23 protein-coding genes are annotated in these 24,719 nt (G+C 72.2%); 10 read left to right on the top strand and 13 right to left on the bottom strand.

Annotated features, from left to right (window positions below; all coding sequences use genetic code 11):
• The first annotated feature begins 12 nt into the window (after positions 1–12).
• Together ACFWYW_RS05360 and ACFWYW_RS05355 are read left to right on the top strand one after the other, a co-directional pair.
• Positions 13–480: a hypothetical protein gene (locus tag ACFWYW_RS05360; protein WP_379613808.1), complete on the top strand. Its 468-nt coding sequence runs from the start codon at positions 13–15 to the stop codon at positions 478–480.
• A complete protein-coding gene (locus ACFWYW_RS05355; protein WP_379613810.1) occupies positions 481–1,143 on the top strand; it encodes a class F sortase in 663 nt (220 codons plus the stop codon). It abuts the gene before it with no gap.
• Here the strand turns inward: ACFWYW_RS05355 and ACFWYW_RS05350 are convergent.
• Both ACFWYW_RS05350 and ACFWYW_RS05345 read right to left on the bottom strand, forming a co-directional pair.
• On the bottom strand, positions 1,121–2,971 hold the full coding sequence (locus tag ACFWYW_RS05350) for a polysaccharide lyase family 8 super-sandwich domain-containing protein (protein ID WP_379613812.1): 1,851 nt from the start codon (positions 2,969–2,971) through the stop codon (positions 1,121–1,123). The two genes, ACFWYW_RS05355 and ACFWYW_RS05350, sit on opposite strands and share 23 nt — an antisense overlap.
• Positions 2,972–2,981: 10 nt before the next feature.
• Complete coding sequence (locus ACFWYW_RS05345) at positions 2,982–5,042, bottom strand: acyl-CoA dehydrogenase (RefSeq protein WP_379613814.1); 2,061 nt, start codon at positions 5,040–5,042, stop codon at positions 2,982–2,984.
• A gap of 130 nt (positions 5,043–5,172) precedes the next feature.
• Here ACFWYW_RS05345 and ACFWYW_RS05340 point away from each other — a divergent pair, with 130 nt between their 5' ends.
• Positions 5,173–7,302 carry an alpha-L-fucosidase gene (locus tag ACFWYW_RS05340; RefSeq protein ID WP_379613816.1) on the top strand — a complete coding sequence of 710 codons (2,130 nt, stop codon included), beginning with the start codon at positions 5,173–5,175 and terminating at the stop codon, positions 7,300–7,302.
• Positions 7,303–7,307: 5 nt separating this feature from the next.
• On the opposite strand, the gene ACFWYW_RS05335 is transcribed toward ACFWYW_RS05340, so the two are convergent.
• The 3 genes from ACFWYW_RS05335 to ligD all read right to left on the bottom strand — a co-directional run bounded on the left by ACFWYW_RS05335 (position 7,308) and on the right by ligD (position 9,794).
• A complete protein-coding gene (locus ACFWYW_RS05335; RefSeq protein ID WP_379613818.1) occupies positions 7,308–7,574 on the bottom strand; it encodes a hypothetical protein in 267 nt (88 codons plus the stop codon).
• 533 nt (positions 7,575–8,107) lie between these two features.
• Entirely contained in the window at positions 8,108–8,719 is a 612-nt protein-coding gene (locus ACFWYW_RS05330) for a glyoxalase (protein WP_379613820.1), read from the bottom strand.
• Positions 8,720–8,783: 64 nt separating this feature from the next.
• Positions 8,784–9,794 carry a non-homologous end-joining DNA ligase gene (ligD, locus tag ACFWYW_RS05325; RefSeq protein ID WP_379613822.1) on the bottom strand — a complete coding sequence of 337 codons (1,011 nt, stop codon included), beginning with the start codon at positions 9,792–9,794 and terminating at the stop codon, positions 8,784–8,786.
• Positions 9,795–10,365: 571 nt separating this feature from the next.
• Between ligD and msrB the strand changes: the two genes are divergently transcribed.
• A complete protein-coding gene (msrB, locus tag ACFWYW_RS05320; RefSeq protein WP_379613824.1) occupies positions 10,366–10,767 on the top strand; it encodes a peptide-methionine (R)-S-oxide reductase MsrB in 402 nt (133 codons plus the stop codon).
• 184 nt (positions 10,768–10,951) lie between these two features.
• Here msrB and ACFWYW_RS05315 read toward each other — a convergent pair whose 3' ends face one another.
• The 4 genes from ACFWYW_RS05315 to hemG form a co-directional block, all read right to left on the bottom strand.
• Positions 10,952–11,401, bottom strand: a complete 450-nt coding sequence (locus ACFWYW_RS05315; protein ID WP_379640915.1) for a hypothetical protein — start codon at positions 11,399–11,401, stop codon at positions 10,952–10,954.
• Entirely contained in the window at positions 11,398–11,616 is a 219-nt protein-coding gene (locus ACFWYW_RS05310) for a hypothetical protein (RefSeq protein WP_379613828.1), read from the bottom strand. The genes ACFWYW_RS05315 and ACFWYW_RS05310 overlap by 4 nt, the downstream gene beginning before the upstream one ends.
• A 104-nt stretch (positions 11,617–11,720) precedes the next feature.
• Positions 11,721–12,422, bottom strand: a complete 702-nt coding sequence (hemQ, locus tag ACFWYW_RS05305) for a hydrogen peroxide-dependent heme synthase (protein ID WP_379613830.1) — start codon at positions 12,420–12,422, stop codon at positions 11,721–11,723.
• Positions 12,415–13,812: a protoporphyrinogen oxidase gene (gene hemG, locus ACFWYW_RS05300; protein ID WP_379613832.1), complete on the bottom strand. Its 1,398-nt coding sequence runs from the start codon at positions 13,810–13,812 to the stop codon at positions 12,415–12,417. Before hemG ends, hemQ begins: the two co-directional genes overlap by 8 nt.
• 99 nt (positions 13,813–13,911) lie before the next feature.
• Here hemG and ACFWYW_RS05295 point away from each other — a divergent pair, with 99 nt between their 5' ends.
• Positions 13,912–14,826, top strand: coding sequence for a DUF4349 domain-containing protein (locus tag ACFWYW_RS05295; protein WP_379613834.1), 915 nt, complete (start codon positions 13,912–13,914; stop codon positions 14,824–14,826).
• Position 14,827: 1 nt separating this feature from the next.
• Here ACFWYW_RS05295 and ACFWYW_RS05290 read toward each other — a convergent pair whose 3' ends face one another.
• Both ACFWYW_RS05290 and hemE read right to left on the bottom strand, forming a co-directional pair.
• Positions 14,828–16,618: a BTAD domain-containing putative transcriptional regulator gene (locus ACFWYW_RS05290; RefSeq protein ID WP_379613838.1), complete on the bottom strand. Its 1,791-nt coding sequence runs from the start codon at positions 16,616–16,618 to the stop codon at positions 14,828–14,830.
• A 71-nt stretch (positions 16,619–16,689) separates the two neighbouring features.
• Positions 16,690–17,703, bottom strand: a complete 1,014-nt coding sequence (gene hemE, locus ACFWYW_RS05285) for a uroporphyrinogen decarboxylase (RefSeq protein WP_379613939.1) — start codon at positions 17,701–17,703, stop codon at positions 16,690–16,692.
• A gap of 481 nt (positions 17,704–18,184) precedes the next feature.
• Between hemE and ACFWYW_RS05280 the strand changes: the two genes are divergently transcribed.
• Both ACFWYW_RS05280 and ACFWYW_RS05275 read left to right on the top strand, forming a co-directional pair.
• Complete coding sequence (locus ACFWYW_RS05280) at positions 18,185–18,778, top strand: DUF3000 domain-containing protein (protein WP_184971719.1); 594 nt, start codon at positions 18,185–18,187, stop codon at positions 18,776–18,778.
• Positions 18,775–20,001, top strand: a complete 1,227-nt coding sequence (locus ACFWYW_RS05275) for an HRDC domain-containing protein (RefSeq protein WP_379613841.1) — start codon at positions 18,775–18,777, stop codon at positions 19,999–20,001. The genes ACFWYW_RS05280 and ACFWYW_RS05275 overlap by 4 nt, the downstream gene beginning before the upstream one ends.
• Before the next feature lie 191 nt (positions 20,002–20,192).
• Here ACFWYW_RS05275 and ACFWYW_RS05270 read toward each other — a convergent pair whose 3' ends face one another.
• Together ACFWYW_RS05270 and ACFWYW_RS05265 are read right to left on the bottom strand one after the other, a co-directional pair.
• Positions 20,193–21,008, bottom strand: coding sequence for an alpha/beta hydrolase (locus tag ACFWYW_RS05270; protein WP_379613843.1), 816 nt, complete (start codon positions 21,006–21,008; stop codon positions 20,193–20,195).
• 61 nt (positions 21,009–21,069) lie between these two features.
• Positions 21,070–21,426: a PadR family transcriptional regulator gene (locus ACFWYW_RS05265; protein ID WP_379613845.1), complete on the bottom strand. Its 357-nt coding sequence runs from the start codon at positions 21,424–21,426 to the stop codon at positions 21,070–21,072.
• 91 nt (positions 21,427–21,517) lie between these two features.
• On the opposite strand from ACFWYW_RS05265, the gene ACFWYW_RS05260 reads away from it, so the two are divergent.
• From ACFWYW_RS05260 to ACFWYW_RS05250, 3 genes are read left to right on the top strand one after another with little or no spacing between them, the layout of a single operon-like run.
• Complete coding sequence (locus tag ACFWYW_RS05260; RefSeq protein ID WP_379613847.1) at positions 21,518–22,651, top strand: Gfo/Idh/MocA family protein; 1,134 nt, start codon at positions 21,518–21,520, stop codon at positions 22,649–22,651.
• Positions 22,648–23,814 carry a dihydrodipicolinate synthase family protein gene (locus ACFWYW_RS05255; protein WP_379613849.1) on the top strand — a complete coding sequence of 389 codons (1,167 nt, stop codon included), beginning with the start codon at positions 22,648–22,650 and terminating at the stop codon, positions 23,812–23,814. Before ACFWYW_RS05260 ends, ACFWYW_RS05255 begins: the two co-directional genes overlap by 4 nt.
• Positions 23,811–24,644, top strand: coding sequence for a sugar phosphate isomerase/epimerase family protein (locus tag ACFWYW_RS05250; protein ID WP_379613851.1), 834 nt, complete (start codon positions 23,811–23,813; stop codon positions 24,642–24,644). Before ACFWYW_RS05255 ends, ACFWYW_RS05250 begins: the two co-directional genes overlap by 4 nt.
• The last annotated feature ends 75 nt before the right edge of the window (positions 24,645–24,719 follow it).

Genomic DNA, 24,719 nt, shown 5'->3' with positions numbered 1-24,719 from the left:
GAGGCTCGGCCCATGGCATTAGCGCGACGACTCGCAGCCGCCGGAGCCCTGGTGGCGTTCGTGATCGGCGGGGTGAGCCTCGCCGCCGGCATCGGCACGGCCACGGCGGAGACCGCATCGGACACCGCCACGGTGGTCTCCACCTGCCTGCCGCTCCCGCTGATCCCCTGCGACGAGCCTTCGGGCGAGGGCGAGCCGGAGGACCCGTGGTCGTCCGCCCCGAACCCGGTCGACAGCTGGTCGGACGGCCCGAAGCCGCAGGATTCCTGGTCCGAGCCCCCGCGGGAGGACGAGCCGAAACACCCGTGGAAGCCCGTCGACGAGGACGAGCGCAGAGTCCCCGACGGCCACCCCGAGACGGGCGCCGGCGGGCTGGCGCGCGAGGCCGCCGTCTGGCCGTTCGCCGTCGGCGGCGCCGCGCTCCTGACGGGCGCGGGTCTCACCGGTTTCGCGGTACGGCGGCGCAAGGGCGGCGCGTAGTTGGCCCAGAGGCTCATCCTGGCCGGGGCGGGCGCCGTCTCCCTGGCCGGGATCGCGCTGATCGCCCTCGGCCTGAACGGCCTGTTCACCCCGCCCCCCCCCCCGGCCGCCGCCACCCCCGCTCCGCCCCGCGACCTCGAGATCCCCAAGGGCGGCACTATCGCCGCCCCGATGGAGCCCGCCCGCCCCACCGCCGTCTACATCCCCTCCATAGGCGTGTCCGCCCCGCTGATGGAGCTGGGCCTGGACACCAAGGGCGCCATCGAGAACCCGCCGCTCAACCCCCCGAACCTGGCCGGCTGGTACCGCTACGGCCCGGTCCCCGGCCAGCGCGGCGCCGCCGTCATCACCGGCCACCTCGACACCAGGACGGGGCCGGCCGTCTTCGCGTACCTGCGCAACGTGAAGAAGGGCGACCAGGTGCAGGTGCTGCGCGCCGACCGGTCGGTGGCGGTGTTCCTGGTGGACAAGGTCGAGCACACCCCCAAGACCCGCTTCCCCACCCGCAAGGTGTACGGCAAGCTGGCCTACCCCGGGCTGCGCCTGGTCACCTGCGGCGGCGCCTTCGACGCCAGGGCGGGCAGCTACGAGGAGAACACGATCGTCTACGCCCACCTGGCCGCCCCGTACTACCCCCGCTCTAGCGGGCGGCCGGGAGGGTGAGGGTCGGGCCGGGCGGCAGCGACAGGGCGAGCTCGCGGGTGGTGCCGTGGTGGTCGAGGGTGAGGTTGGCCTGGCCGCCGGTGCCGAAGGGGCAGGCGGCGGACAGGGCTGACGGGCCGCGTACCTGCACCAGGATCGGGCGGTCCGTGGTGATGGAGCCGCCGGGCAGCGCGAGGGTGCCGGGGCGGTGGAAGACGATCTGGGTGAGGTCGAGGGTGCTGTGCCGTACCGCCTGGATGTCGGGGGTGTTGGCGAGGACGGTCAGCGGGCGCGGGGCGGTCAGCGTGTCGGCGGGCGGGCCGGGGACGGCGATGTAGGCGTAGGTGGCGTCCGAGGGGGCGCGCCCGTGGTCGAGCCAGATCTCCAGGACGTCCGCCGACAGCTCGCGCGCCGACTGCGAGCGGTTGACCGCGGCCCAGCTGCCCGAACGCGCGCCGGAGCGGACCGTCAGCGGGGCCGGGTGCGGGAAGAAGTAGGTGACGCCGTTGTGGTGGAGGGTGCCGTCGGCCAGGCGTACCTCGCCGGTCAGCGTGGTCTGGTCGATGGTGGTGTGGACGGGGACGTCCGGGTCGGCGCAGGTGATGCCGGCGCCGAGCGCCACGTACTCGTCCAGGAAGAAGAACCACGACTTGCGGGCGCGTACGCCGTCGCGGTCGAGGTGCATGGCGGCCATCGCGTAGGGGCCGTCGGTGAGGCCGCCGGCGAAGTCGGAGCCGCCGGTGTCCTGGCCGAAGTCGGCGGCCGGCAGCGGCCCGCCCCGATAGGCGACGGTGGTGCCCGGCAGGTGGCGCCAGTCCTGCACGGGCCAGAGCGCGTGGTACTCCTCGCCGGTGCGCCACAGGTGCGTGACGCCGTCGCACAGGTGCCGCCCGCTCAGGCCCTCGCCGTTGCCCGCCTCGGACAGGACCGTGCGGGTCGAGGAGGTCTTGACCGCCGCCGACCAGCCAGGACGGTAGACGGCCAGGTAGTCGGAGCGCCAGAAGTAGCGGGCGCCGGTGCCGGGGCCCTGCCCGAAGTGGAGCAGTGCCTCCGCGCGGGGCCCGCCGCCCGCGGCCAGGGACCGGGCGGCCACCTCCAGGGCGGGGCCGCGGGCGGCGTTGCCCTCGCGGGTGCTCTCCCTGCCCATGCAGGCGATGTCGTAGCGGCCGGCGTGGATCATCCAGCGCTGCCCGTCGAGGAGGTAGGCCGCCAGGACCTCCATCGCCTCCTCCGGCAACGCCATCGGGGTGCCCGCGGCCAGCGTGGCCAGGGCCGCCATGTCCACGGCGAAGCTGTGGCCGTAGCCGCCCGAGTAGAGCTGCGGGCCGTGCTGGTGGAAGCTGTGGTCGGGCTGGATCCCCTCGCCATCGCCCGGGACCAGCAGCGTCGCGGCCTGGCCGAACGCCTCGGCGAGCCCCTCGTCGTCGCCGTCGAGCAGGCAGCGGCGGATGACGACCTCGGCCGCCCAGAGCAGGTTCTGGCCGGTCATCCCGGTCACGGCGGCCCGCCCGAGTATCCGGGTGAGCCGCGGGTCGTGCGCGATCCCGAGCAGCAGCGCGGCGTCGCCGAGGACGCGCGGGGCGCCGAGCTGGTCGTACCACCAGTTGGGGCAGCGCAGGTCCATCCGCAGCCACGCGTCCAGGGCGCGCGTGGCCGGTTCCGGCTCGGCCGGGGCCAGCGCCCTGAGCCTGACCAGGTGCTCGAACGGCCCCCAGACGGTCACGTCCAGGTCGGCGTAGTCGATGTCGGCCCACAGGCCGTCGGGGCCCGGCGCGGCGGGCGGCGGCCCGGCCTCGCGGTGCAACGCGGCCAGCAGCCGCGCCCGGATCGTGTCGGCGGCCTCACTCACGACGATCACTCTAAGGGTCGCGGGGCAGCCCGAGCGCGCGCTCGGCGATGATGTTGAGCTGCACCTCCGTGGTTCCGCCGCCGATGGTGAAGGCGCGGGTGGTGAGGATCATGCGGTTCCAGTAGCGACTGGACGGGTCCACCGACCAGCAGAACTCCGAGATCGCCTGCGCGTGTCGCATGCCGAGCAGCTTGCGTACGCTCGCCGCGGTGCCGGCGCCGCCGCCCGACAACTGGGACAGCGTGACCCGCAGGCCGAGGGCGGAGATCGCCTGGCCCTCCGCCCACAACCGGCCGGCCTGCTCCCACTGCGACGGGCGCAGGCCGTCGCGGGCGGTGACCAGCCGCATCATGTCGGTGTGCTGCGAGCCGGGCCCCCAGGAGTCGCCGAGGGCGACGCGCTCGTGCGAGAGGGTGTCGCGGGCCACCTTCCAGCCGTGGTCCACCTCGCCGACCACCAGGTCGTCGGGGACGAAGACGTCGTCGAGGAAGACCTCGTTGAAGATCTCCTCGCCGTTGATCTCCTTGAGCGGCCGGACGGTGACGCCCGGCGTGGCCATGTCGACCAGGAAGTACGTGATGCCCCGGTGCTTGTCCGGGGAGGTCCTGGCCAGGCAGATGCCCCAGTGCGCGTACTGGGCCAGCGACGTCCAGATCTTCTGTCCGTTCAGCGACCAGCCGCCCTCCACCCGGGTGGCCTTGGTCGACAGTCCCGCGAGGTCGGATCCGGCGCCGGGCTCGCTGAACAGCTGGCACCACACGATCTCGCCGGTGAACGTCCCGGGCAGGAAACGTTCCTGCTGCTCGCGGGTGCCGTAGGCGACGATGGAGGGCACCGCCCAGGCCGCGATGCCCAGGTTGGGCCGCTTCAGCTCGCGGAACTCCTGGTGGATGACGACCTGCTCCAGCGGGGTGGCGGCCCGGCCCCACGGTTTGGGCAGATGGGGCATGATCCAGCCCTCCCGCGCGAAGCGGCCGAGCCGGGCGAGGGGCTCCTCTCCGGCCAGCTCCCGCGCCCGCGCCCGGATCTGCGCCCGCAGCGCCGCCGCCTCCTCGGGCAGGTCGGGCTCCATGGCGCGCCGCGTGCCCGCCGCGGCCAGGCGGGCCACGCGCTCGCTCCACTCGCCCGAGTCGCCGGCCAGCATGCGGCCGGACAGGGCGCGGCGGTAGTAGCGGTGCGCGTCGTGCTCGAAGGTGTAGCCGATGCCGCCCAGCACCTGGATGGCGTCCGCGGTGCAGCGCACGGCCGCGTCGGGCGCGAGCACCGCCGCCACCGCCACCGCGAGCCCCGCCTGATCCGCCTCCGCGCTGCTTGCCGCTTCTGTACTGCCTGCCGCTTCTGTACTTGTTGTTGCATCTGTACGGCCTGCCGTGTCGAGGGCGCGGGCGGCGTCCCAGACGGCGGCGCGGGCCTGCTCCAGGGCGACCAGCGCGGCGGCGACCCGGTGCTTGACGCCCTGGAACTGCCCGATCGGCCGGCCGAACTGCTCGCGGACCTTGGCGTAGGAGGCGGCAGTGTCCACGGCCCAGGCGGCCAGGCCGCACGCCTCGGCCCCGATCAGCACCGCCGCCAGCTCCCTGACCGGCACCGGCCCCAGCTCCCGCCCCTCGGGCACCTCGGTCACAGTCACCGCGCAGAGCGGGCGGTCCAGGTCCACGCCCTCCAGGGGCTCGGCGGTGACCGACGATCGGTCGAGCAGTGCCCAGCCGCCGTCCACGGGCACGAGGAAGAGATCGGCGCCGGCGGGGCCGAGGGCGGTAGCCGTACCGGAGAGGACGACCGTGGCGGTGAGGGTGCCGTCGGCGAGACCGTCGAGCAGGGGGTTGCCGTCGCCGAGGACGGCGGCGGCCAGGACGGTGGGCAGGAACGTGCCGCCGGCGCGGGCCCGGCCCAGTTCCTCCAGCACGACGCAGAGCTCCGGCAGCCCGAAGCCCTGGCCGCCGCGCGACTCCGGCACGTGGACGCCGAACAGGCCCTGCCGCGCCAGCGCCGCCCGGTCGATCCCGCGTCCGGCCAGCCCGCGTACGGACTCGGCCAGCGCCCGATGTTCCTCGGTCAGTCCGATGCTCATGGGCCGACTCTAGAACCTTGTTCGGTCACGTTCAAGGTTGGATGAATCTGCTGGCAACTCTGGCCAACCACGCAGAAACACGCATACGATCTCGGCGGTCATCCGACCTCTGAGGAAGCAAGGGGCAAGCATGGTGCTGAACGTCGGGTTCGGCGGATCGTTCACGACCAGGACCGGCTACACCCCGGCCACCGGCGAGGTCGCCGCCGGGCGGCTGACCAGGCGCACCGGCGGCGAGGAACACGAGATCGGCGCCGGAGTACGCCTGAAGGGCGGCGCGGAAGGCCTGACCTACCACCCGGCGCGACCGCTCGGCGCGGCCACCGTGGACCACCCGATCGCCGTGGAAGCCGCATACACCCCGGACCCGGCCCAGAACGCGTCGGCCACGATCCTGTCCATCGGCGGCGGCATCTGGTTCCGTCACCGCACGGCCACCGAGATGGAGTACGGCTTCGCCGACGTCAAGGCCACGGTGGCAGCCCCAGAGCCGGGCAGGGAACACACCGTGGCCCTCGCCTACGAACCGGCCCCGACCGGCGCGACCGTGTGGGCGTACCTGGACGGCGCCCCGCTCCCCCCGCTCACCTCGGCCGAGGGCAGGGCCCCGAAGCTCGCCGACACCATCGGCCTGGGCCACGGCATGAAGGCACTGGTCAGCCGGGCCATGGTCACCCCGTTCACCGGCGCCTACACCCCCGCCCTCCTGAGCACGCCGGCCTCGGCGCCGAACGACCCCAGTCCCGGGGCCCCGCTCCCGACGGACGCCCTGGAGCCAGGCTGGCGGCTGCCGGTGAGCGCGGCGGAGGACCCGGCCTCGCTGGTGGCCAAGGCCGCGATGCTCCGGCCCACCCGGCGCCAGTACGACTGGCAACGCCTGGAACAGACCGCCTTCCTCCACTTCGGCATCAACACCTTCACCGGCCAGGAGTGGGGCTACGGCGACGAGGACCCGGACCTGTTCCAGCCGACCGCCCTCGACACCGACCAGTGGGCCCGCGAGCTGAAGGCGGCCGGATTCGGGCTGGCCATCCTCACCGTCAAGCACCACGACGGCTTCGTCCTCTACCCCTCCCGCTACACCACCCACACCGTCGCCGCGAGCAGCTGGCGCGACGGCCGGGGCGACGTCCTGCGCGCCTTCACCGGCTCCGCCCGCGAGCACGGCCTGAAGGTCGGCGTGTACATCTCCCCGGCCGACGAGAACTCCTACGCCCGCGGCGTCTACGCCAACGGCAGCCCCCGCTCCCCCCGCCGCATCCCCACCCCGGTCGAAGGCGACACCCGCCCTCCGGCAGGAACGCGTACCTACGAGGCCACCGACTACGGCGCGTACATGCTCAACCAGCTCTATGAGGTGCTCACCGAATACGGCCAGGTGGACGAGGTCTGGTTCGACGGCTCGCTGGGCCGCATCCCACCGGGCAAGACCGAGAAATACGACTTCGACAGCTGGTACGCCCTCATCCGCGACCTGGCGCCCCAGGCCACGATCGCCGTGGCCGGTCCGGACGTGCGCTGGGTCGGCAACGAGGGCGGCCTGGCCCGCGAGAACGAGTGGAGCCCGATCCCCGTACGCCTGACCGGCGAGGCCCACATCGACTACGCCGTCCTCCCCGGCAGCCCCGACACCGGCAGCCGCACCGCCCTCACCAAGGCCGCCACGGCCACCCACCTCCAGTGGTGGCCCGCCGAGGTCGACGTCAGCATCCGCCCAGGCTGGTTCTACCACCCCGACCAGCAGCCCAAGACGGTCGGCCAGCTCATGGACATCTACCTCACGTCCGTGGGCCGCAACGCCGTCCTGCTGCTCAACATCCCCCCGGACAAAGAGGGCAGGCTACCCGCCCCCGACGTGGCAAGGCTGCGCGAGTGGCGAGCCAGACTGGACCGCGAGTTCCCCTTCAACCTGGCCACCGGCGCGAAACCCGGCCACCCGGCCGTAGACGGCGACCAGGACACCTCCTGGAAGGTCACCGGCCCCCTGGAGATCACGCTGCCCAGGGCACACGAGGTCGACAGGGTCGTCCTGGCGGAGGACATCCGCCACGGCCAGCAGGTCGAGTCAGCCGTGGTGGAGGTACGGCAGGCCGACGGCACCTGGCACCAGATCGCCGCCGCGGGCACGATCGGCTACAAACGCATCCTCACCCTGGCCGAGCCGGTAACCGGCCAGGAGTTCCGCCTCCGCATCACCGCCCACCGCGCCCAGCCGTACCTGACCCACTTCGCCCTCTACAGAACGGCCCCCGGCCGCTAGCGCCTCTACTTCTCGGGACAGCCTGGCGGCCCGCCACGCTCCAGTCCGATCAGAGGGGGCGGGTCGGGCTCGCCCGGGAATTGCTTGACGATGAGGCGGCTGGTCGCCACCGGCCCGTCGGGTTTCTCCTTGGCCCAGAACCTCGAGATTTCCTCACGGTCCGCGACGATCACGGGTGGGCCGGACGGCTTGACGGCACACGCGATCGCCTGCCAGGTATCCGCACCGACCAGCCCCGAGAACGCCAGCACCAGCACCGCCAGGATGGTCACCGTCGTACGCTGGCGCACCTCTACGTCCCCCCGCTCCTGATCGTCGGCCAAGCGTGCCAGCTTCCGATCACGCCCCGGTGACGCTTCTCAGCGTGAAACGTGAACGCTTCATTGCTCGCGGCGTCAGAGGCGGTGGCAGTCATCCCCAGCACACCGCTGCTCGTCGTGAAGAAGAACACGAACTCGCAGAAGTACTTCCCCGCGTCCGGGCCGGACTTGAGGACCACCTCCGCGTCGGCGGCCCCGGTCCAGATACCCCGCAGGTCGAGCCATGCACGCGAAGAGCGCCGAAGCCGTCTTCGCGCACACCCCCGCTCTCGCAGGTGAAGGTGGGGGGCGGGAGCGCTTGAGCCGGTACTGCCAGCGTGGAGGTCGCCAGCAGCATCGCGCCCAGGATGGTGGCGAAGCGTTTGACCATGTCCGAACGGTAGGACGGGGGCGATCCGCGGCCTAGAGGCGTTCGTCACCACCGTTCGTGTATTGCTCACACAGCGGGGGCTTCCGCGTCGCGGGTGGGGCCTCTCGGATGCGGCTCAGGCTGACGGTTCCCACGCGAAGCCGTCCGGATCGGTGAAGGGCTCGGCGTCACTGCCGAGGAGCAGCCGGTGCGACCCGCTCCCCTCGGGCGGAACCCCGGCGACCTTGGCCAGGGCCTTGCGCTTGTAGAGCGACAGCGCGAGAGGACTGGACGGCGGCGAGAACTCGACGTACTTGCTCCCGTAGCTCTTCGTCACCTCGAATCCGTGCTCGACGTAGAACCGCTTGGTCGCCGCCACGTCCTGTACGCCCAGTTGCAGCACCATCTCGTCGATCTTCCGTGTCGCCGGGCCGGTGTCCTTCTTCGACGCGCTCGCGATCGTCCAGATCGTGCCGTCCGGGGCCTGCAAGACGCCGCCGTAGCCCCACAGGGACTTCGCGACCGGCTTCAGGGGCGTGGCACCGGCCTCGACGGCGGTGCCGTAGAGGCTGTCGGCGGTGGAGGGCTGGGCGACGACGAGCGACATGGCGAAGCCGCGGAAGCCTGACGTGGGCGCGTCCGAGGCTCGCAGGCGCAGCCGCTCGTCCAGGCCGAAGGCGGCGGCGTAGAAGCGCTCTGCGTCCGCGGGGTCGGGCACCTCTAGGGTGACGAATTCCAGGTGGGCCATGGCGCCCACGTTAGGTGCGCCGGGATGGGCCCGCTTCTCGAATCCTGCTCGATGTGCCGCGCCTCTAGTCCTTGTCCTTGTTGGCTCTGGCCTTGCTGGGCTGGACGCGCATCGGCTCGCCGGGCATCTTCGGGTAGTTGGGCGGGTAGGGCATGTCGCCGCGGTCGTCCTTGGTGTACCACTCCAGGAGCTGGTCCAGAGGGTAGGCCTCGTCGTCGATGGCGGCGTGGACGTCGCCCTTGTCGGCGAAGCGGGCGGGCATCGTACGCAGGTCGAAGTCGGCGGGTTCCGCGTCGGCCAGTTCGTCCCAGGTGACGGGGGCGGAGACGAGCGCCTCCGGGCGGGCGCGGACGGAGTAGGCGCTGACGACGGTACGGTCGCGGGCGTTCTGGTTGAAGTCGATGAACACCCGATCGCCCCGCTCCTCCTTCCACCAGGCGGTGGTGACCAGGTCGGGCGCGCGGTCGGCCACGGCTCTGGCCAGGGCGATCCCGGCGTGCCGCACCTCGACGAAGTCCCAGTTCGGCTGGATACGAACGGCGACGTGGACGCCGCGGTTGCCGGACGTCTTCGCGAACCCGGTCATGCCCAGTTCGTCGAGCACCTCCCGGGTGAGGAACGCGGCCTTCCGCACGGCGTCGAAGGGCAGACCGGGCTGCGGGTCGAGGTCGATGCGGAGCTCGTCGGGGTGTTCGACGTCCTGGGCCCGCACCTGCCAGGGGTGGAAGTCGATGGTGCCGAGGTTGGCGCAGTAGGCGATGGCGGCGACCTCGGTCACCCGCAGCGAGTCGGCCTTTCGCCCGCTCGGAAACGTGACCGTGGCCGTCCGCAGCCAGTCGGGATGCTTGGGCGGCATGCGCTTCTGGTAGATGGCCTCGGTCTGGATGCCGTCGGGATGGCGCTTGAGGTTGGTGGGGCGATCCTTCATGGCCCGCAGGGCGCCTTCGCCCACGCTGATGTAGTACTCCACCAGCTCCCGCTTGGTGAGCCCAATGTCAGGGAAGTACACCTTGTCGGGGTTGGTGACCTTGACGATCCGCTCTCCGACTTCAAGCTCTATGTACGGCGATGCCATGCCCACGACCATACTCGCCACCCCCGTCAAGAAACCGACACCAGGCTCCAGGCACCGGCGGCGGGTTCCCGGTCGGGTGGTCAAGGAAGGGCCGTGGCGGCGCGGTAGGTGTCCGACGTGAGAGGCGATCCCCACGATCGGCGCCCGCGCACGGCGGCGGGTGGCGGGTGGGTGGCGACAGCCGTAACGGAAACTCGCAGTGACAACAGATCGCGGCGGCAAAGCGCCGCGACGACAGCTCGCCGCGAGAAAGGCGACAAAAGAGAAGCATCAGGAAAAGAGATAGGGGCGCCGTCCGGAGCCCGGCCGGTGGCGGGACCGGGGGCTCGACGGACGGACAGAAGATCACTCGACACCGTTCCGGGCGCTGGCGCGTCGCCCGGCCGGCCTTACGGTCGTCGGCGACGCCAGCACGGGCGTGGGCTGTGCCGCTCGGACGACCAGACGGGTGATCTCACCCCAGTACAGGAGGCGATGACGCCCCCCATACTGATAAAGACGCAGATTCGCCCCAGAAAGGATGCTTCCCCCTGCGGAGATCTCTTTTTGCCGGATCTCGTACGCTGGACTCATGGACAAGGTGGTCAAGAGCGAGGCCGAGTGGCGAGTGAAGCTCTCGCCCGAGGAGTTCCACGTGCTGCGCGAGGCCGGCACCGAGCGGCCCTTCACCGGCGAGTACGTCGACACCAAGACCGAGGGTGTCTACTCCTGCCGCGCGTGCGGGGCGGAGCTGTTCCGGTCGCAGGCCAAGTTCGAATCGCACTGCGGGTGGCCGAGCTTCTTCGAGCCGTCGGAGTCGGACGCCGTCACCCTGATCGAGGACCACAGCCACAGCATGGTCCGCACCGAGGTGCGCTGCGCGCGCTGCGACTCCCACCTCGGGCACGTCTTCCACGGCGAGGGCTACGCCACGCCCACCGACGACCGATACTGCATCAACTCCGTCTCGCTCAAACTCGAACCCACCGAGTGATCAGCTGGCGACAGCGCGTACCGACCGCCCGGCGCGGGTAGGGAAATCTATGTGAGCCTTGTCCATTTTCGTCATCGCTGGGTGACGATTGAGGCGATCGGCCGCGTCATCACGCAGCGGTGCGAGGTTTGCCTCAAAACCCGCGTCCGTATCCGCTGAGCCCCCAGGGCAGCACCCCACGGGTTCAGTCGGTGTCGGGGTGGGTGACACGGCAGGTCGTGTCGGCGGGGCCGAGGATGTTGGCGAGGATCGGGTTGCCGTTCTCCCCGAACTCCGCCTGGACGAAGACCACGGGGTCGGTGACGCCCTGCTCGCGGAGGTAGTCGAGGCCGCGTTCGCACAGGGTGAGGGCCTTCTTCGAGTTGTCCGCCTCTTCCGGCAGGTCGGTGTAGATGCGCAGATATCCGCCGACGGTGCGGATGTCCTTGAGGTGTTTGACGGCCGGGTCGCCGGATCCCCAGCGGGTCCGGAAGTGCTCGGCGGCCTTCTTGTCGGTGTGCTGTCCCTCGGCCTTGATCGCGGAGGGCTCCGCCACACTCGCCTGGCTCGCCGCGCCGGTCGCGACCGGCGCGTCCGTCACGACCGGCATGTCCGTCACGACCGGCATGTCCGTCACGACCGGCATGTCCGTCACGACCGGCTTTCCGGCACGACCGGCTTTCCGGCACCGGCCGCGGCGGGCGTGGCCCACGGCAGCGCCCCTCCTCCGCCCGCGTCCGGGCGCTCCAGGGCGAACCACCCAGCCAGGCTCCCGAGCACCAGCACCACCCCACCGGCGCCCGCCCGCCACCGCCGCCGCGGCTTCGCCCGGCGCCGTCCGTGTCTTCCGGGAGTTCTGGAACGTGCCACCCGTACACCCCCGCTCCCAAGGGATTTCCTTCCCGATTGTGACAAGAACCAGGAGATCAGGTATGGGAGACGGAGGTTTTGCCCGGCCAGTCAGAAAACACCGCCTACGGCAGCGCGTTGACCAGTTCCCCGACCGGCTTGCGGACGCCGGTGTAGAAGGGGATCTCGATCCGGGTGTGCTCGCGGGCCTTCGCGCCCCGCAGGTGCCGCATCAGGTCGACGATCCGGTGCAGCTCGTCGGCCTCGAAGGCCAGCATCCACTCGTAGTCGTTCAGCGCGAAGCAGGCCACCGTGTTGGCCCGCACGTCCGGGTAGTCGCGGGCCATCAGCCCGTGCTCGGCCAGCATCGTCCGCCGCTCGGCGTCGTCCAGGAGGTACCACTCCAGCGAGCGCACGAACGGATAGACGCACACGTAGCCCCGGGGCTCCTCCTCGGCCAGGAAGGCCGGGATGTGCGACTTGTTGAACTCCGCCGGCCGGTGCAGCGCCATCGCCGACCACACCGGCTCGCTGCCCCGGCCGAGGCCGGTGCGGCGGAAGCGCGAGTACACGTCCTGCAGGTCCTCCGGCGAGGCCGCGTGCCACCAGAACATGTAGTCGGCGTCCGCCCTGAACCCGGCCACGTCGTAGAGGCCGCGGGTGACGACGCCCTTGCGCGCCTCCTGCTCCAGCAGTTCGGTGACCTCGTCGGCCAGCCCCTCGCGGTTGCCGGGGCACGGCTCGGTGACCTTGAACACCGACCACATGGTGTAGCGGATCACCTGGTTAAGATCGCGGGCCTTCGGCCTCTGCGCACCCTCAGTCATGTGTCAATTCTCCCAGTATCCGGGCGGCCGCCGTGCGAGCCGTGGCGACGCACGCGGGGATCCCGAGCCCGTCGTAGGCCGCGCCGCAGACGGCGAGCCCCGGCTGCACGGCCACCGCCGCGCGAACCCTGGCCACCCGATCCAGGTGGCCCACGTTGTACTGCGGCAGCGCGCCGCCCCACCGGGTGACGCGGGTGTCCACGGGCAGCCCGCGTACCCCCATCACCTCCGCCATCTCCGCCGTGGCCAGGGAGACCAGTTCGGAGTCGGCGCGCTGCAGAAGGTGCTCCTCGCCGATCCGGCCCACCGAGCAGCGCACGATGAGCAGGTCGTCGGACAGGTGCGGCCACTTGACGGAGCTGAACGTGGCCGCCTTGACCGGCCGCCCCTCGACCGGGGGCACCAGATAGCCGCTGCCGGTCGGCAGCTCGGGAAAGGCGTCGGGGGTGTAGGCGAGGGTGACGATGGCCATGCTGGCGTACTCGATCCTGGCCAGCTCGGCGGCGGCCTTCGGGACCTCCTCGCGCAGCAGCCGCGCGGCGGGCGCGGCGGGGACGGCGAGGATCACCGCGTCCGCCTCGATCACCTCGGGCCGCGGCACCGGCCCGGTCACCAGCCGCCATCCCGACTCGGTACGGCGCAGCTCCCTGACCGTCACCCCGGTCCTGATGTCGGCGCCGCAGGCCTTGGCCACCGCCTCGGGCAGGCTGCCCAGCCCGCCGCGCAGCGAGTTGAAGACCGGTCCCGCCGCCTTGGGCGTGTCTCCGACGATCTCGCGGGTCGCGCCGAGCAGGGAACGCTCCGTGCGGGCGGCGATCGCGATGCCCGGCATCGTGGCTTCCAGGGAGAGCCGGTCGGAGCGCCCGGCGTAGACGCCGCCGAGCAGCGGCTCCACCAGCCGGTCGAGGACCTCGGCGCCCATGCGGGCCCGGATGTAGGCGGCGACGGAGACGTCCGTACGCACGAGCGTGGCCGGGAGCACCTGGTCGAGCGGGACCCGCAGGAGCCCGGCCGGCGAGATGATGCCCGACCTGGCCAGCTCGGTGAGATCGGCGGGCACGCCCATGACCTGGCCCTTGGGCATCGTCCGCAGCGCGCCGCGCGAGTAGATGGCGGCCGAGGTGGTGCCGGGGCTGACCAGGTCGTCGCCGAGCCCCACGGCCTTGGCCAGGTCCTTGCCCTCGGGCCGCCTGGCCAGCATCGCCTCGGCGCCCTCGTCCACCCGGACCCCCGCCACCTCGGAGGCGTGCAGCTTGCCCCCGATGCGCGGGCTGCCTTCGAGCACGGTCACCTTGACGCGTTCGCCGCCGTTGTGCCGCAGGTGCCACGCCGCGGCCAGCCCTGAGATCCCGCCTCCGACGATGACGACGTGCGCCCGGTTCCCTTCCACGCCTCCTGACGCTACCGCCTGCCGGCGCCGGTCGGACGCGTGACCCTATCGAGACGCCCCCGTGAGAACCGGCGCCGGGCGCGACCCGTCCTTATGGTCATGAAGACAATGGCGTTGGCGGCGGCACTGGCCGTCGTGTTGCTGTCCGGCTGCGGCGGCAGCGGCGGTGTCGCCCAGAGCGGCGAGGCCTCCCGGCCCGAGAGCGCGGCGGCCGGACCGGCCCGCGCGGATGATGCCGACTACTCGGCGAAGGACGAAGCGGCCGGCAAGACGATCACCTCGGACGTGAAGGTGACCGCCGAGGAACGTCAGATCATCTACGTCGCCACCCTGACCGTGCGGGCCAAGGACGTCACGGCCGCCGCCGACCGGGCCAAGACGCTCGTCACCGGCGCCGGCGGACACCTGTCGAAGGAGGAGTCCAGCGCCGCCGAACAGCAGGAGGCCAGCGCGGTCCTCGAGTTCAAGGTCCCGCCCGCCCGCTACCAGGAGGTCCTGACCGTCCTCGGCCGCGACCTCGGCAAGCGGCTGTCCATGACCCAGGGCACCCAGGACGTGACCATGGAGGTCGCCGACGTCAACAGCCGGCTGAAGTCGGCCGAGGGCGCGCTCGCCTCGCTCCGCTCGCTGCTGGGCAAGGCCAAGACCATCGGCCAGGTGCTCCAGGTCGAGCGTGAGATCCAGAACCGCGAGGCCGAGCTGGAGTCTCTCCAGGCCCGGCAGAAGGAGCTGGCCGCGCAGGTCGGCATGGCCACGGTGACACTGCGGCTCGTGGGCCCGGCCGCCGAGGTGCTGCCGCCCGACGACGACCCGCCCGGTTTCCTGGGCGGCCTCGCCGCGGGGTGGCGGGCGCTCGTGGACTTCCTCAAGGTCGTGGTGACCGTCGTGGGCGTGGCGCTGCCCTGGTTGCTGATCGTCGCGCCCGTGGCGCTGCTCATGATCTTTCTGGTACGGCGCCGCCGTACCGGCGGACCGGCCACCCCGGCGGCGCCGGAGGAGACGCCCGCCGCATAGCTCACACCACGCAGAGCTTGGAGGAGATGGTCCGGCGGCGGCCCATCGGGGAGGCCATGGCGCGGGCCACGGCCTGTTCGCGCAGGCGGGCGGGCACCTCGGCGGCGGCCCGCTCGGCCGCGAACAGCCGGACCAGGTGGTACATCCGGTAGCGCTCCCAGCCCTGCTCGTCGGCGCGCTCGTGGCGCAGGAGCTGCTCGTCGGCGAGGCGGTCCAGCAGCCCGCCGGCCTCCTCGATGCCCGCGCCGAGCATGACGGTGGCCAGCCACGGGGTGCACTCGACGGCCGCGGGCAGCAGGCCGAGCAGGCAGAAGAGCAGGCGCTCGCGCTCGCCGACGGCGTCGTAGCCGGACGCGATGGCGGCGCGGACGTCCAGGTCGCCGGCGCGCAGCTCGTCGAGGCGGCTGTGCTCGGCGCGCATCCGTCCGGCCAGGAGCCCGGCGGTCCAGCCGGGGCGGGTGGCGAGCCGGGCGGCGGCGATGCGCAGCGCCAGCGGCAGCCCGTCGCACAGCTCGGCGAGCCGCGCGAGGCCCTCGTCCCCGCGCGCCGGAGGCGAGGGGACGAGGCGGCGCAGGAGGTCGACCGCCTGGTCGCGGGGCAGCACGTCGAGTCGCGTGGACGAGGCGCCCTCCCCCACCAGGCCCTCGAACCGGCCGCGCCCGGTCACCAGCACCCGGCAGCCGGGCGCGCCGGGCAGCAGCGGGCGTACCTGGGCGGCGCAGGCGGCGTCGTCCAGGACCAGCAGCACGCGGCGGCGGCGCAGCAGCGTGCGGTAGAGGGCGGCGCGCTCGTCGAGGCCGTCGGGGACGCGGGTGACGCCGAGCGCGCGCAGGAACCTGGCCAGTACCTCGGCGGGCGGCAGCGGGCCGGTCCTGGCGCGCAGGTCGGCGGCGAGCTGGCCGTCGGGGAAGCGGGCCGCGCGCGAGTGCGCCCAGCGCAGGGCCAGGCCGGTCTTGCCGATGCCGGCCGGGCCGGTGATGACGGCTGTCGCGCCCGTCTCGAGCGATCGGTCGAGGGCGGCGAGTTCCAGGCGGCGGCCGGTGAAGGCGGCGACGTCCTGCGGAAGCTGGGCGGGGTGCGGTGGCGGCTGGTCGCCGTCCAGGGCCTGGGCATGGGCGGCGCGCAGGTGGCGGCCGGGTTCGACGCCCAGCTCGGCCACCAGGCGCGAGCGGCCCTCGCGGTAGGAGCTCAGGGCCTCGGCCCGGCGGCCGGAGCGGTGCAGGGCGAGCAGGTGGGCGGCGCGCAGGCGTTCGCGCAGGGGCTGGGCGGCCACCAGCGGCGCCAGCTCGGCGGCGGCCTCCGCGGGACGGTCGAGGGCGAGCAGCTTCTCCGCCCGCTCCTCCGCCGCCGCCAGGCGCAGCTCCTCCAGGCGGGCCGCCTCGCAGCTCACCGCGTGCAGGCCGGCGTAGGCCTCGCCGCGCCACAGGGCGAGCGCCTCGCCGTACGTGGCGGCCGCCGTCTCGGGGGAACCTTCCGCGCGGGCCCGCGTGAGCAGGCGCTCGAAGCGGACGGCGTCGAGCTCAGCCGGGTCGAGGAGCAGTGTGTAGGCCTCGCCGCGCCGGGCGACGCGGTCGTCGCCGATCGCCTGCCGTACGTGGTGGACGTGCCAGCGGACCGTGGCCGGGGACGGCGGCGCCTGCCCCCACACCGCCTCCGCGAGCCTGCCGTCGGTGGTGGCCCGGTTGGCCCTGCTCAGCAGCACGGCCAGGATGTTGCGTTGCTTGGCCGAGGTCAGCGCGACCGCGCCGCCGTCACGGACGATCGTCAATTCCCCCAGAACGCCGAACTCCACGCCGGTTCCCCCCGGTTGCCTCGCACCCGACGTCCCCGACCATACTAAGTCGCCCGAAGTATGTCAGGGGGTCATAGCCGGGAGGTATCGGGGTCAAAGGAATGGACCAGATCTGTCAACCTCTTGAGCTGGTCCGGATCGGTGCTGGGCAGGACACCGTGGCCGAGGTTGAAGACGTGGCCCTCCGCCGCGCGGCCCCTGCGCAGGATGTCGAGCGCGCGCTCCTCGACGACCTCCCACGGGGCCAGCAGGATGGCCGGATCGAGGTTGCCCTGCAGCGCCTTGCCTGGGCCGACACGGCGGGCGGCCTCGTCCAGCGGTACCCGCCAGTCGACGCCCACGACGTCGGGACCCACCTCGCCGAGCACACCGAGCAGTTCGCCGGTGCCGACGCCGAAGTGGATGCGCGGGACCTCCGGCACCCCGGCGAAGATGCGGCTGGTGTGGGGCGCGATGAACTCGCGGTAGTCGGCGGGCGCGATGGCGCCCACCCAGGAGTCGAACAGCTGGATGGCCGAGGCCCCGGCCCTGACCTGGATGCGCAGGTGTTCCAGGACGATGCCGGTCAGGCGGTCCATGAGCGCGTGCCAGAGGTCCGGCTCGCCGTACATCATGGCTTTGGTGCGGTCGTGGTTCTTGGAGGGGCCGCCCTCGATCAGGTACGACGCCAGCGTGAACGGCGCGCCCGCGAAGCCGATGAGCGGCGTGGACCCGAGCTCGCCCACCAGCGAGCCGATCGCCTCGGTGACGTAGGGGACGTCGCCGGGCTCCAGGGGGCGCAGGGCCCCCAGGCCCTTGGCGTCGCGGATCGGGTCGGCGATGACGGGGCCGACGCCCGGCTTGATGTCGAGGTCGACGCCGATGGCCTTGAGCGGCACGACGATGTCGCTGAAGAAGATGGCGGCGTCGACGCCGTAGCGGCGGATCGGCTGCAGGGTGATCTCGACGATCAGGTCGGGGTCGGCGCACGCGGCCAGCATCGCCGTGCCCTCGCGCACCTTCAGGTATTCGGGCAGCGAACGGCCGGCTTGCCGCATGTACCACACGGGGGTGTGCGGGACGGGCTGGCGGCGGCAGGCGCGCAGGAAGGCGGAGTCGTCGAGATTCACGCTCCAAGCCTGCCACGGCACTCGCGTGGTCCGTGCACCGGAGCAAGGCGGGAAATTCTGGATCAAGAGTTCGCCAAGCCGCCGCGCGGCATCGATTCGGCAACCACTTTCGGGACACGCCGAGCGCGTTGCGGGGAATTGTCAGCGAGCCGTGTCACCGTCAGACCCACGATCACAAGAAAGGCCCCGTGCGATGACCGCGTTGTGGAGCTCCCTCCGCAGTGAACATTGCCCCGACTGCGCCGGCGAGCGGCTGTTCGAGCAGCCGCTCTGCGTTGACGGGCACGAGCCTGACACGTGCCCCGACTGGGCGTGCACGGACTGCGGGCTGGCCGTGTTCCTCGGGGCGCCACAAGTGCCCGCGCGGACCCGGACGCTGGTGACGGCCGCGGCTTGAGCACATCGTATGAGCACCCCCGTGGTCCCCTTCCGTCCGTCAGCGACCTACGCTTCGACTATGACCGTCGGTGACCGGCCGCCGCCTCCCCCGGCGTTCCTGCGCGCCGCGGAGAGCCTGCGGCCGATCGACGTGCGGCCCGAGATCGAACTCGAGGACCTGCCCGCCCCCCAGCGGCTGGCGCCCTACTCGGCCGCCATCGGCGCGTCCGTCTACCGCGACGACGACGAGCTGGCGGTGGGGCGGCTGATCCTGCTGTTCGACCCCGACGGCCAGCGCGGCTGGGACGGCCCCTTCCGCCTCGTCGCCTACGTGCGGGCCGACATGGAGCCGGAGATCACCTCCGATCCGCTGCTCGGCCCGGTCGCGTGGAGCTGGCTGACCGAGGCGTTGGAGTCCCACCACGCCGCTTACTCCGCCGCTGGCGGTACTGTGACAAGGGCCGTGTCCGAGGGGTTCGGCAACAAAGCGGAAGACCCGGTCACCACCGAGCTGGAACTGAGGGCGTCCTGGTCCCCGACGGAGGAGGACCTCTCGGGTCACGTCGCCGCCTGGTGCGACCTCATGTGCCTGGCGGCGGGGATCCCACCCCTCCCGCCCGACGTGGCCACGCTGCCGCGCCATCGTGAAGATCCGGAGTCCTTTCGGCAGTGACAGAAGAACAGACCGTCGTCCCGCTGCTAGAGCCGCGCGAGGGCATCCCGCAGGTGGTCGCCGACGCCGCGGGGCTGGCCCGCACGATCGAGGCGTTCGCCGCCGGCAGCGGGCCCGTCGCGGTCGACGCCGAGCGGGCCTCCGGCTACCGCTACGGCAACCGCGCCTATCTCGTCCAGCTGCGCCGCATCGGCGCGGGAAGCGCGCTCATCGACCCCATGGGCTGCCCCGACCTGAGCGCGCTCGACGCGGCCGTGTCCGATGCCGAGGTCGTCCTGCACGCCGCCTCGCAGGACCTTCCGTGTCTCGCCGAGATCGGCTTCCGGCCGCTCCGGATGTTCGACACCGAGCTGGCCGGGCGACTGCTCGGGTACGAGCGGGTGGGCCTGGGCACCATGGTCGAGACCGTCCTCGGCCTGCGACTGGAGAAAGGCCATTCGGCGGCCGACTGGTCGACCAGGCCGCTGCCCGAGGACTGGCTGCGTTACGCGGCGCTCGACGTCGAGGTGCTGGTGGAGCTGCGTGACGCGCTCCACGCGCAGCTGGAGGAGAGCGGCAAGCTGGGCTGGGCCCAGGAGGAGTTCGCGGCCGTGCTGGCCACGCCGCCACCGTCGCCGCGGTCCGACCCCTGGCGGCGTACCTCCGGCATCCACAAGGTCCGCAACGTCCGGGCGCTGGCCATCGTGCGCGAGCTGTGGACGATGCGCGACACGATCGCCAGGGAGAAGGACCTGGCCCCCGGCCGCGTCCTGCCCGACGCCGCGATCGTGACCGCCGCGCTGGAGGTGCCGCGCACCAAGAAGGCGCTCACCGAGATCTCCGCGTTCACCGGCCGCAGCGCGCGGCGCTACATGTCCGACTGGCTGTCGGCGGTCAGCCGCGCGCGGGCGCTGCCCGACGGCCAGTTGCCCGCGCCGAGCTCGCCCGGTGACGGCCCGCCGCCGGCCAACCGCTGGGCCGACCGTGACCCGGCCGCCGCCAAGCGCCTGGCCGCGGCGCGCGCGGTCGTGGCGGCGCTGGCCGATGAGCACCGGATGCCCACCGAGAACCTCCTGCAGCCCGACGCGGTCCGGCGCCTGACGTGGGAGCCGCCCGCGGTGCTCGACGACGCGACGGTGGCCGAGCGGCTGCGTTCGCTGGGGGCCCGCGAGTGGCAGATCGGCCTCACGGCGCATCCGCTCACCAAGGCCCTGGACCGGCTGGAGACCAAGGGCGAGGTCTGACGCCGCCTCTGCGGAGGCGGCGCCGCGCTTCTATCCCTCGGTCCAGTGCATGTCCGGACGTTCCGTCGTGCCGTCCCCGTCGATCATGGCGATCGGTGCCTCCTGAGATTCCTCCGGCCAGTCGTCGGGCAACGCTAGGCAGCTCGCGTTGGATTGTTGTTGGCTCCGGGTTGGTTCGCGGCGAGGGGCCGTCAGGCTCGGCCGGTCAGCGCGATTCTGGTGATCCGGTCGAGGGTGGGGCCGGGGCGGAGGTAGTCGGTGTGGCGGCCGTCGCCGCCGTCGATGATCCGGGCGCCGAAGGCCGCGAGGTTGGGGTCGGCGCCGAATCCGATGGGGCCGAGCCGTACTCCCGGGCAGAAGACGTCGTCGCGGCTGGACATTGCCGTCCACACGCGGGCCGGCGTGCGAAGGTCGGCGGCGCCGGCGACGCCCATGCCGGGGCTGCCCAGGGCGATGATGTCGGTGACGGGCAGGGCGGGCGCGGCCTCGCCGCAGACGACCGTGCCGTAACTGTGGCAGACCAGGGAGATCCGCTTGGGCAGCAGGGCGGTCACCAGGGTCCGCAGGGCCTTGGCGCCCTTCGCGGCGGGCAGCGTGGTGATGACGCCCGGGTCGGTCATCTCGGGCGCGTCGTAGCCGAGCCAGCCGATGACCGCGACCTTCGTGCCGGGGGCCAGGGTCCGGGCGCGGGCGTGCAGGGCGCGGGCGGCGCCGCCCGGCGCGGCCGTGCTGTCGTTGAACTGGGCCAGGCCGTATCCGGTGCCCGGCACGAAGATGATCACCGAGTCGGCGGCGGCCAGGTCGCCCACCACCTCGACGGCCCGCCCGTCGCCGGTCCGGTCGAGGGCCAGGAACTGCCGTCCCGACCCGTCCCGCGCGTTGGCGGCGTAGCGTTCTGCCAGGGCGGGCGCGGTGATCGCGGGCAGGTCGAGCGGCTGCGTGCCCGGCTGGGAGGCGGCACCCGCGACGGTGAGGGCGAGCACGGCACCCAACAGGAATCGACGCATGGTTCACGACCGTATGCGACGGCGCGGCTAGCTCGCGTCAACCTCAGGTACCACCCGTCCCCTACCTCCTGGGTACGTGCTTGCCCGGAGCCCCTCTCAGGGTCGCCAGCGCGGCGTCGAGCCGCTCCCAGTCACGGCCGAGGACCTCGGCGAGCGCCGCTCCGGCCTCGCTCGTCCGGTAGAACCGGCGCGGCCTCGACTCCTCCGTACTCCACTCGCTGACCAGGAGCCCCTGCCTCTCCAGCCGCCGCAGCAGCGGGTAGAGCGTGTTGGCCTCGACCGCGAAGCCGCTGCTCGCGAGCTCGTCGAGCAGGGCGTAACCGTAGTTGGGCCGCTCCAGCGCGAGCAGGCAGGCCAGGACGGCGGTGCCCCGCCGGAGCTCCTGGAGGTGGGTGGCGAGCGGCGCTTCGTCGGGCATGGCCGCACGTTATTGTGTGGCACACAGTATTGCAACGGCACCCGCGCCCGCCGTACGGTCCTGGAAAGCGCTTTCCGAAGAAGGGGTCTCGATGCGCAGAATCGGCGTGGTGATGAACGGCGTCACCGGCAGGATGGGCTACCGGCAGCATCTGGTCCGATCCGTCCTGGCCATCAACGAGCAGGGCGGGCTGGCCCTCTCCGACGGCACCCGGGTCAGGCTCGATCCCATCCTCGTCGGCCGCAGCGAGGCCAAGCTGGCCGAGATCGCCGCCAGGCACGGGCTCACCGACTACACCACCGACCTCGACGCCGCGCTGGAGCGCGCCGAGATCTACTTCGACGCCCAGGTCACCCAGGCCAGGGTCAAGTCGGTGCTCAAGGCCATCGAGGCCGGAAAGCACATCTACGCGGAGAAGCCCACCGCGGAGTCCGTCGAGGAGGCCGTCGCGCTCGCCGAGGCCGCCGCCGCCCGCGGCGTCAAGAACGGCGTCGTCCAGGACAAGCTCTTCCTCCCGGGCCTGCTCAAGCTCAAGCGGCTGATCGACGGCGGCTTCTTCGGGCGGATCCTGTCGGTACGCGGGGAGTTCGGCTACTGGGTGTTCGAGGGCGACTGGCAGGAGGCGCAACGCCCTTCCTGGAACTACCGGGCCGAGGACGGCGGCGGCATCATCCTCGACATGTTCCCGCACTGGCACTACGTGCTGGAGAACCTGTTCGGCCGCGTCCAGTCCGTCTACGCCAAGGCCGTCACCCACATCCCGGCCAGGGTCGACGAGCAGGGGGTGACCTATGACGCGACGGCCGACGACGCCGCGTACGGGATCTTCGAGCTGGAGGGCGGCGTCGTCGCGCAGATCAACTCCTCCTGGGCCGTGCGGGTGAACCGGGACGAACTGGTCGAGTTCCAGGTGGACGGCACGCACGGCAGCGCCGTCGCCGGGCTGCGCAACTGCCGGATCCAGCACCGCGCCGGAACACCCAAGCCCGTCTGGAACCCGGACCTCCCGGTCACCGCCCGCTTCCGCGACGACTGGCAGGAGGTGCCGGACAACGCGGAGTTCGACAACGGGTTCAAGATCCAGTGGGAGCTGTTCCTGCGCCACGTGCTGGAGGACGCCCCGTTCCCCTACGACTTCGCCGCGGGCGCCCGCGGCGTGCAACTGGCCGAGCTGGGGCTGCGCTCGTCGGCCGAGGGCCGCAGGATCGAGGTGGCGGGCCTGTGAGAATCCGGCTGCCCGGCGGCGCGTACACACTGCGCGACCCCGTCACCTGGCCCGAGCGCGGCGCCGGACCCACCGGCGCGCGGGTGGTCTACGCGGCCGCGCACGTGGTGGCCGACCCGCTCGGGGACAACACGCCCGGCGCGCCCGCCGCGGTCGACTGGTCCGCCACCCTGCGCTTCCGCCGCCACCTCTGGTCGTACGGCCTGCGCGTCGCCGACGCCATGGACACCGCCCAGCGCAACATGGGCCTGGACTGGGCGGCGACGCGCGAACTGATCACCCGCAGCGCCGCCGAGGCACGCGACTACGGCGACCCGGCCGAGCTGGTCGCCTGCGGCGCCGGGACCGACCACGCGCCAGAGGCGGACACCGTCCAGGCGATCACCGACGCCTACGCCGAGCAGATCGACACCGTCCAGGCCACCGGCGCCGGCGTGATCATCATGGCCTCGCGCCAGCTCGCCAGGACCGCCACCGGCCCGGACGACTACCACCGCGTCTACGGCAAGCTGTTCGGCCTCGCCGACCGGCCGGTGATCCTGCACTGGCTGGGCGAGATGTTCGACCCCCAGCTGGCCGGCTACTGGGGCTCGCGCGACGTCGAGGCGGCCACCGGGTCGTTCCTGGAACTGATCCACGCCAACGCCGCGATGGTCGACGGCGTGAAGGTCTCCCTCCTCGACGAAGATCACGAGGTACGGCTGCGCGCCGCCCTCCCCCGGGGCGTCCGGCTCTACACCGGCGACGACTTCAACTACCCGTCGCTCATCAAGTCGGGCAGCCACGCCCTCCTCGGCATCTTCGACGCGATCGCCCCAGCGGCGGCGGCCGCCCTGCGGGCGCTGACCGCCGCGGAGTCGGCTCCCGACGAGCAGTTCCGCACCCGAAACCTCGCCCTTTACGATGAGATCTTCGGGCCGACGGTGGCGTTGTCCCGCAAGATCTTCGAGACGCCGACGTTCCACTACAAGACCGGCATCGTCTTCCTCGCCTGGCTCAACGGCCATCAGGAGGCGTTCAGCATGGTCAACGGGGCGCAGTCGGCCCGGTCGATCACCCACCTGGCCGAGGTGTTCCGGCTGGCCGACCAGGCCGGGCTGCTGTCGGACCAGGAGCTCGCGGTCCGCCGGATGACGGCGCTGCTGGCGGTGAACGGCCTGTGAACCCGTTGTCGCTCAACCAGCGCACCACCAAGAGCTGGACCGTCGCCCAGGCCGTGGACGGCTGCGTGCGGCACGGGCTCGAGGCCGTCGGGTTGTGGCGGGAGGAGGTGGCCGAGCAGGGCCTGGCCGCGAGCGCCAAGCTGGTGCGCGCGGCGGGGCTGCGGGTGTCGTCCCTGTGCCGGGGCGGCTTCATGACCGCTGCCGCCTCCCTGGACGACAACCGGCGGGCCGTCGACGAGGCCGCCGAGCTGGGGGCCGCCTGTCTTGTCCTGGTCGTGGGCGGGCTGCCGGGAGTGACGCCCGGGCGTCCTCTAGGAGACGGGGCGGGGGTCTCGCGGGATCTGGCCGGGGCGCGGGAGCGGGTGGCCGAGGCGCTGGCCGAGCTGGCGCCCTATGCCGGGGAGCGGAACGTACGGCTGGCGTTGGAGCCCCTGCATCCGATCTACTGCCCGGATCGGGCTGTCGTGTCCACGCTCGGGCAGGCGTTGGATCTGGCCATGCCGTACCCCGTCGAGCAGGTCGGGGTGGTGGTGGACACCTTCCACGTGTGGTGGGATCCGCAGGTGTTCGAGCAGATCGCGCGGGCGGGTGCGCGGATCGCGTCCTACCAGGTGTGCGACTATCTGCATCCGCTGCCTGCCGACGTGCTGCTGGGGCGGGGGATGATGGGCGACGGGGTGATCGACTTTCCGCCGATCACCCGTGCCGTGCTCGCCGCCGGGTACACCGGTGACATCGAGGTGGAGATCTTCAACGCCGACATCTGGGCCGCCGATCCGGACGAGGTGGTGGCTTCGATGAAGCGGCGTTATGCCGAGGTGGTCGGGTAGGCGGGGGTTTGGGCTGGCGCTTGGTCCTTTGCTTGGCCCTGGTTTTGGTCGTGCTCCTGGGTGATCGTGTCCGCG

This window comes from Nonomuraea sp. NPDC059023 (assembly GCF_042740095.1).
In the GTDB taxonomy this organism is placed as follows: Bacteria; Actinomycetota; Actinomycetes; order Streptosporangiales; family Streptosporangiaceae; genus Nonomuraea.
Note: the sequence above shows the minus strand (reverse complement) of the source record. Positions and strands in the feature narration are given on the sequence as shown.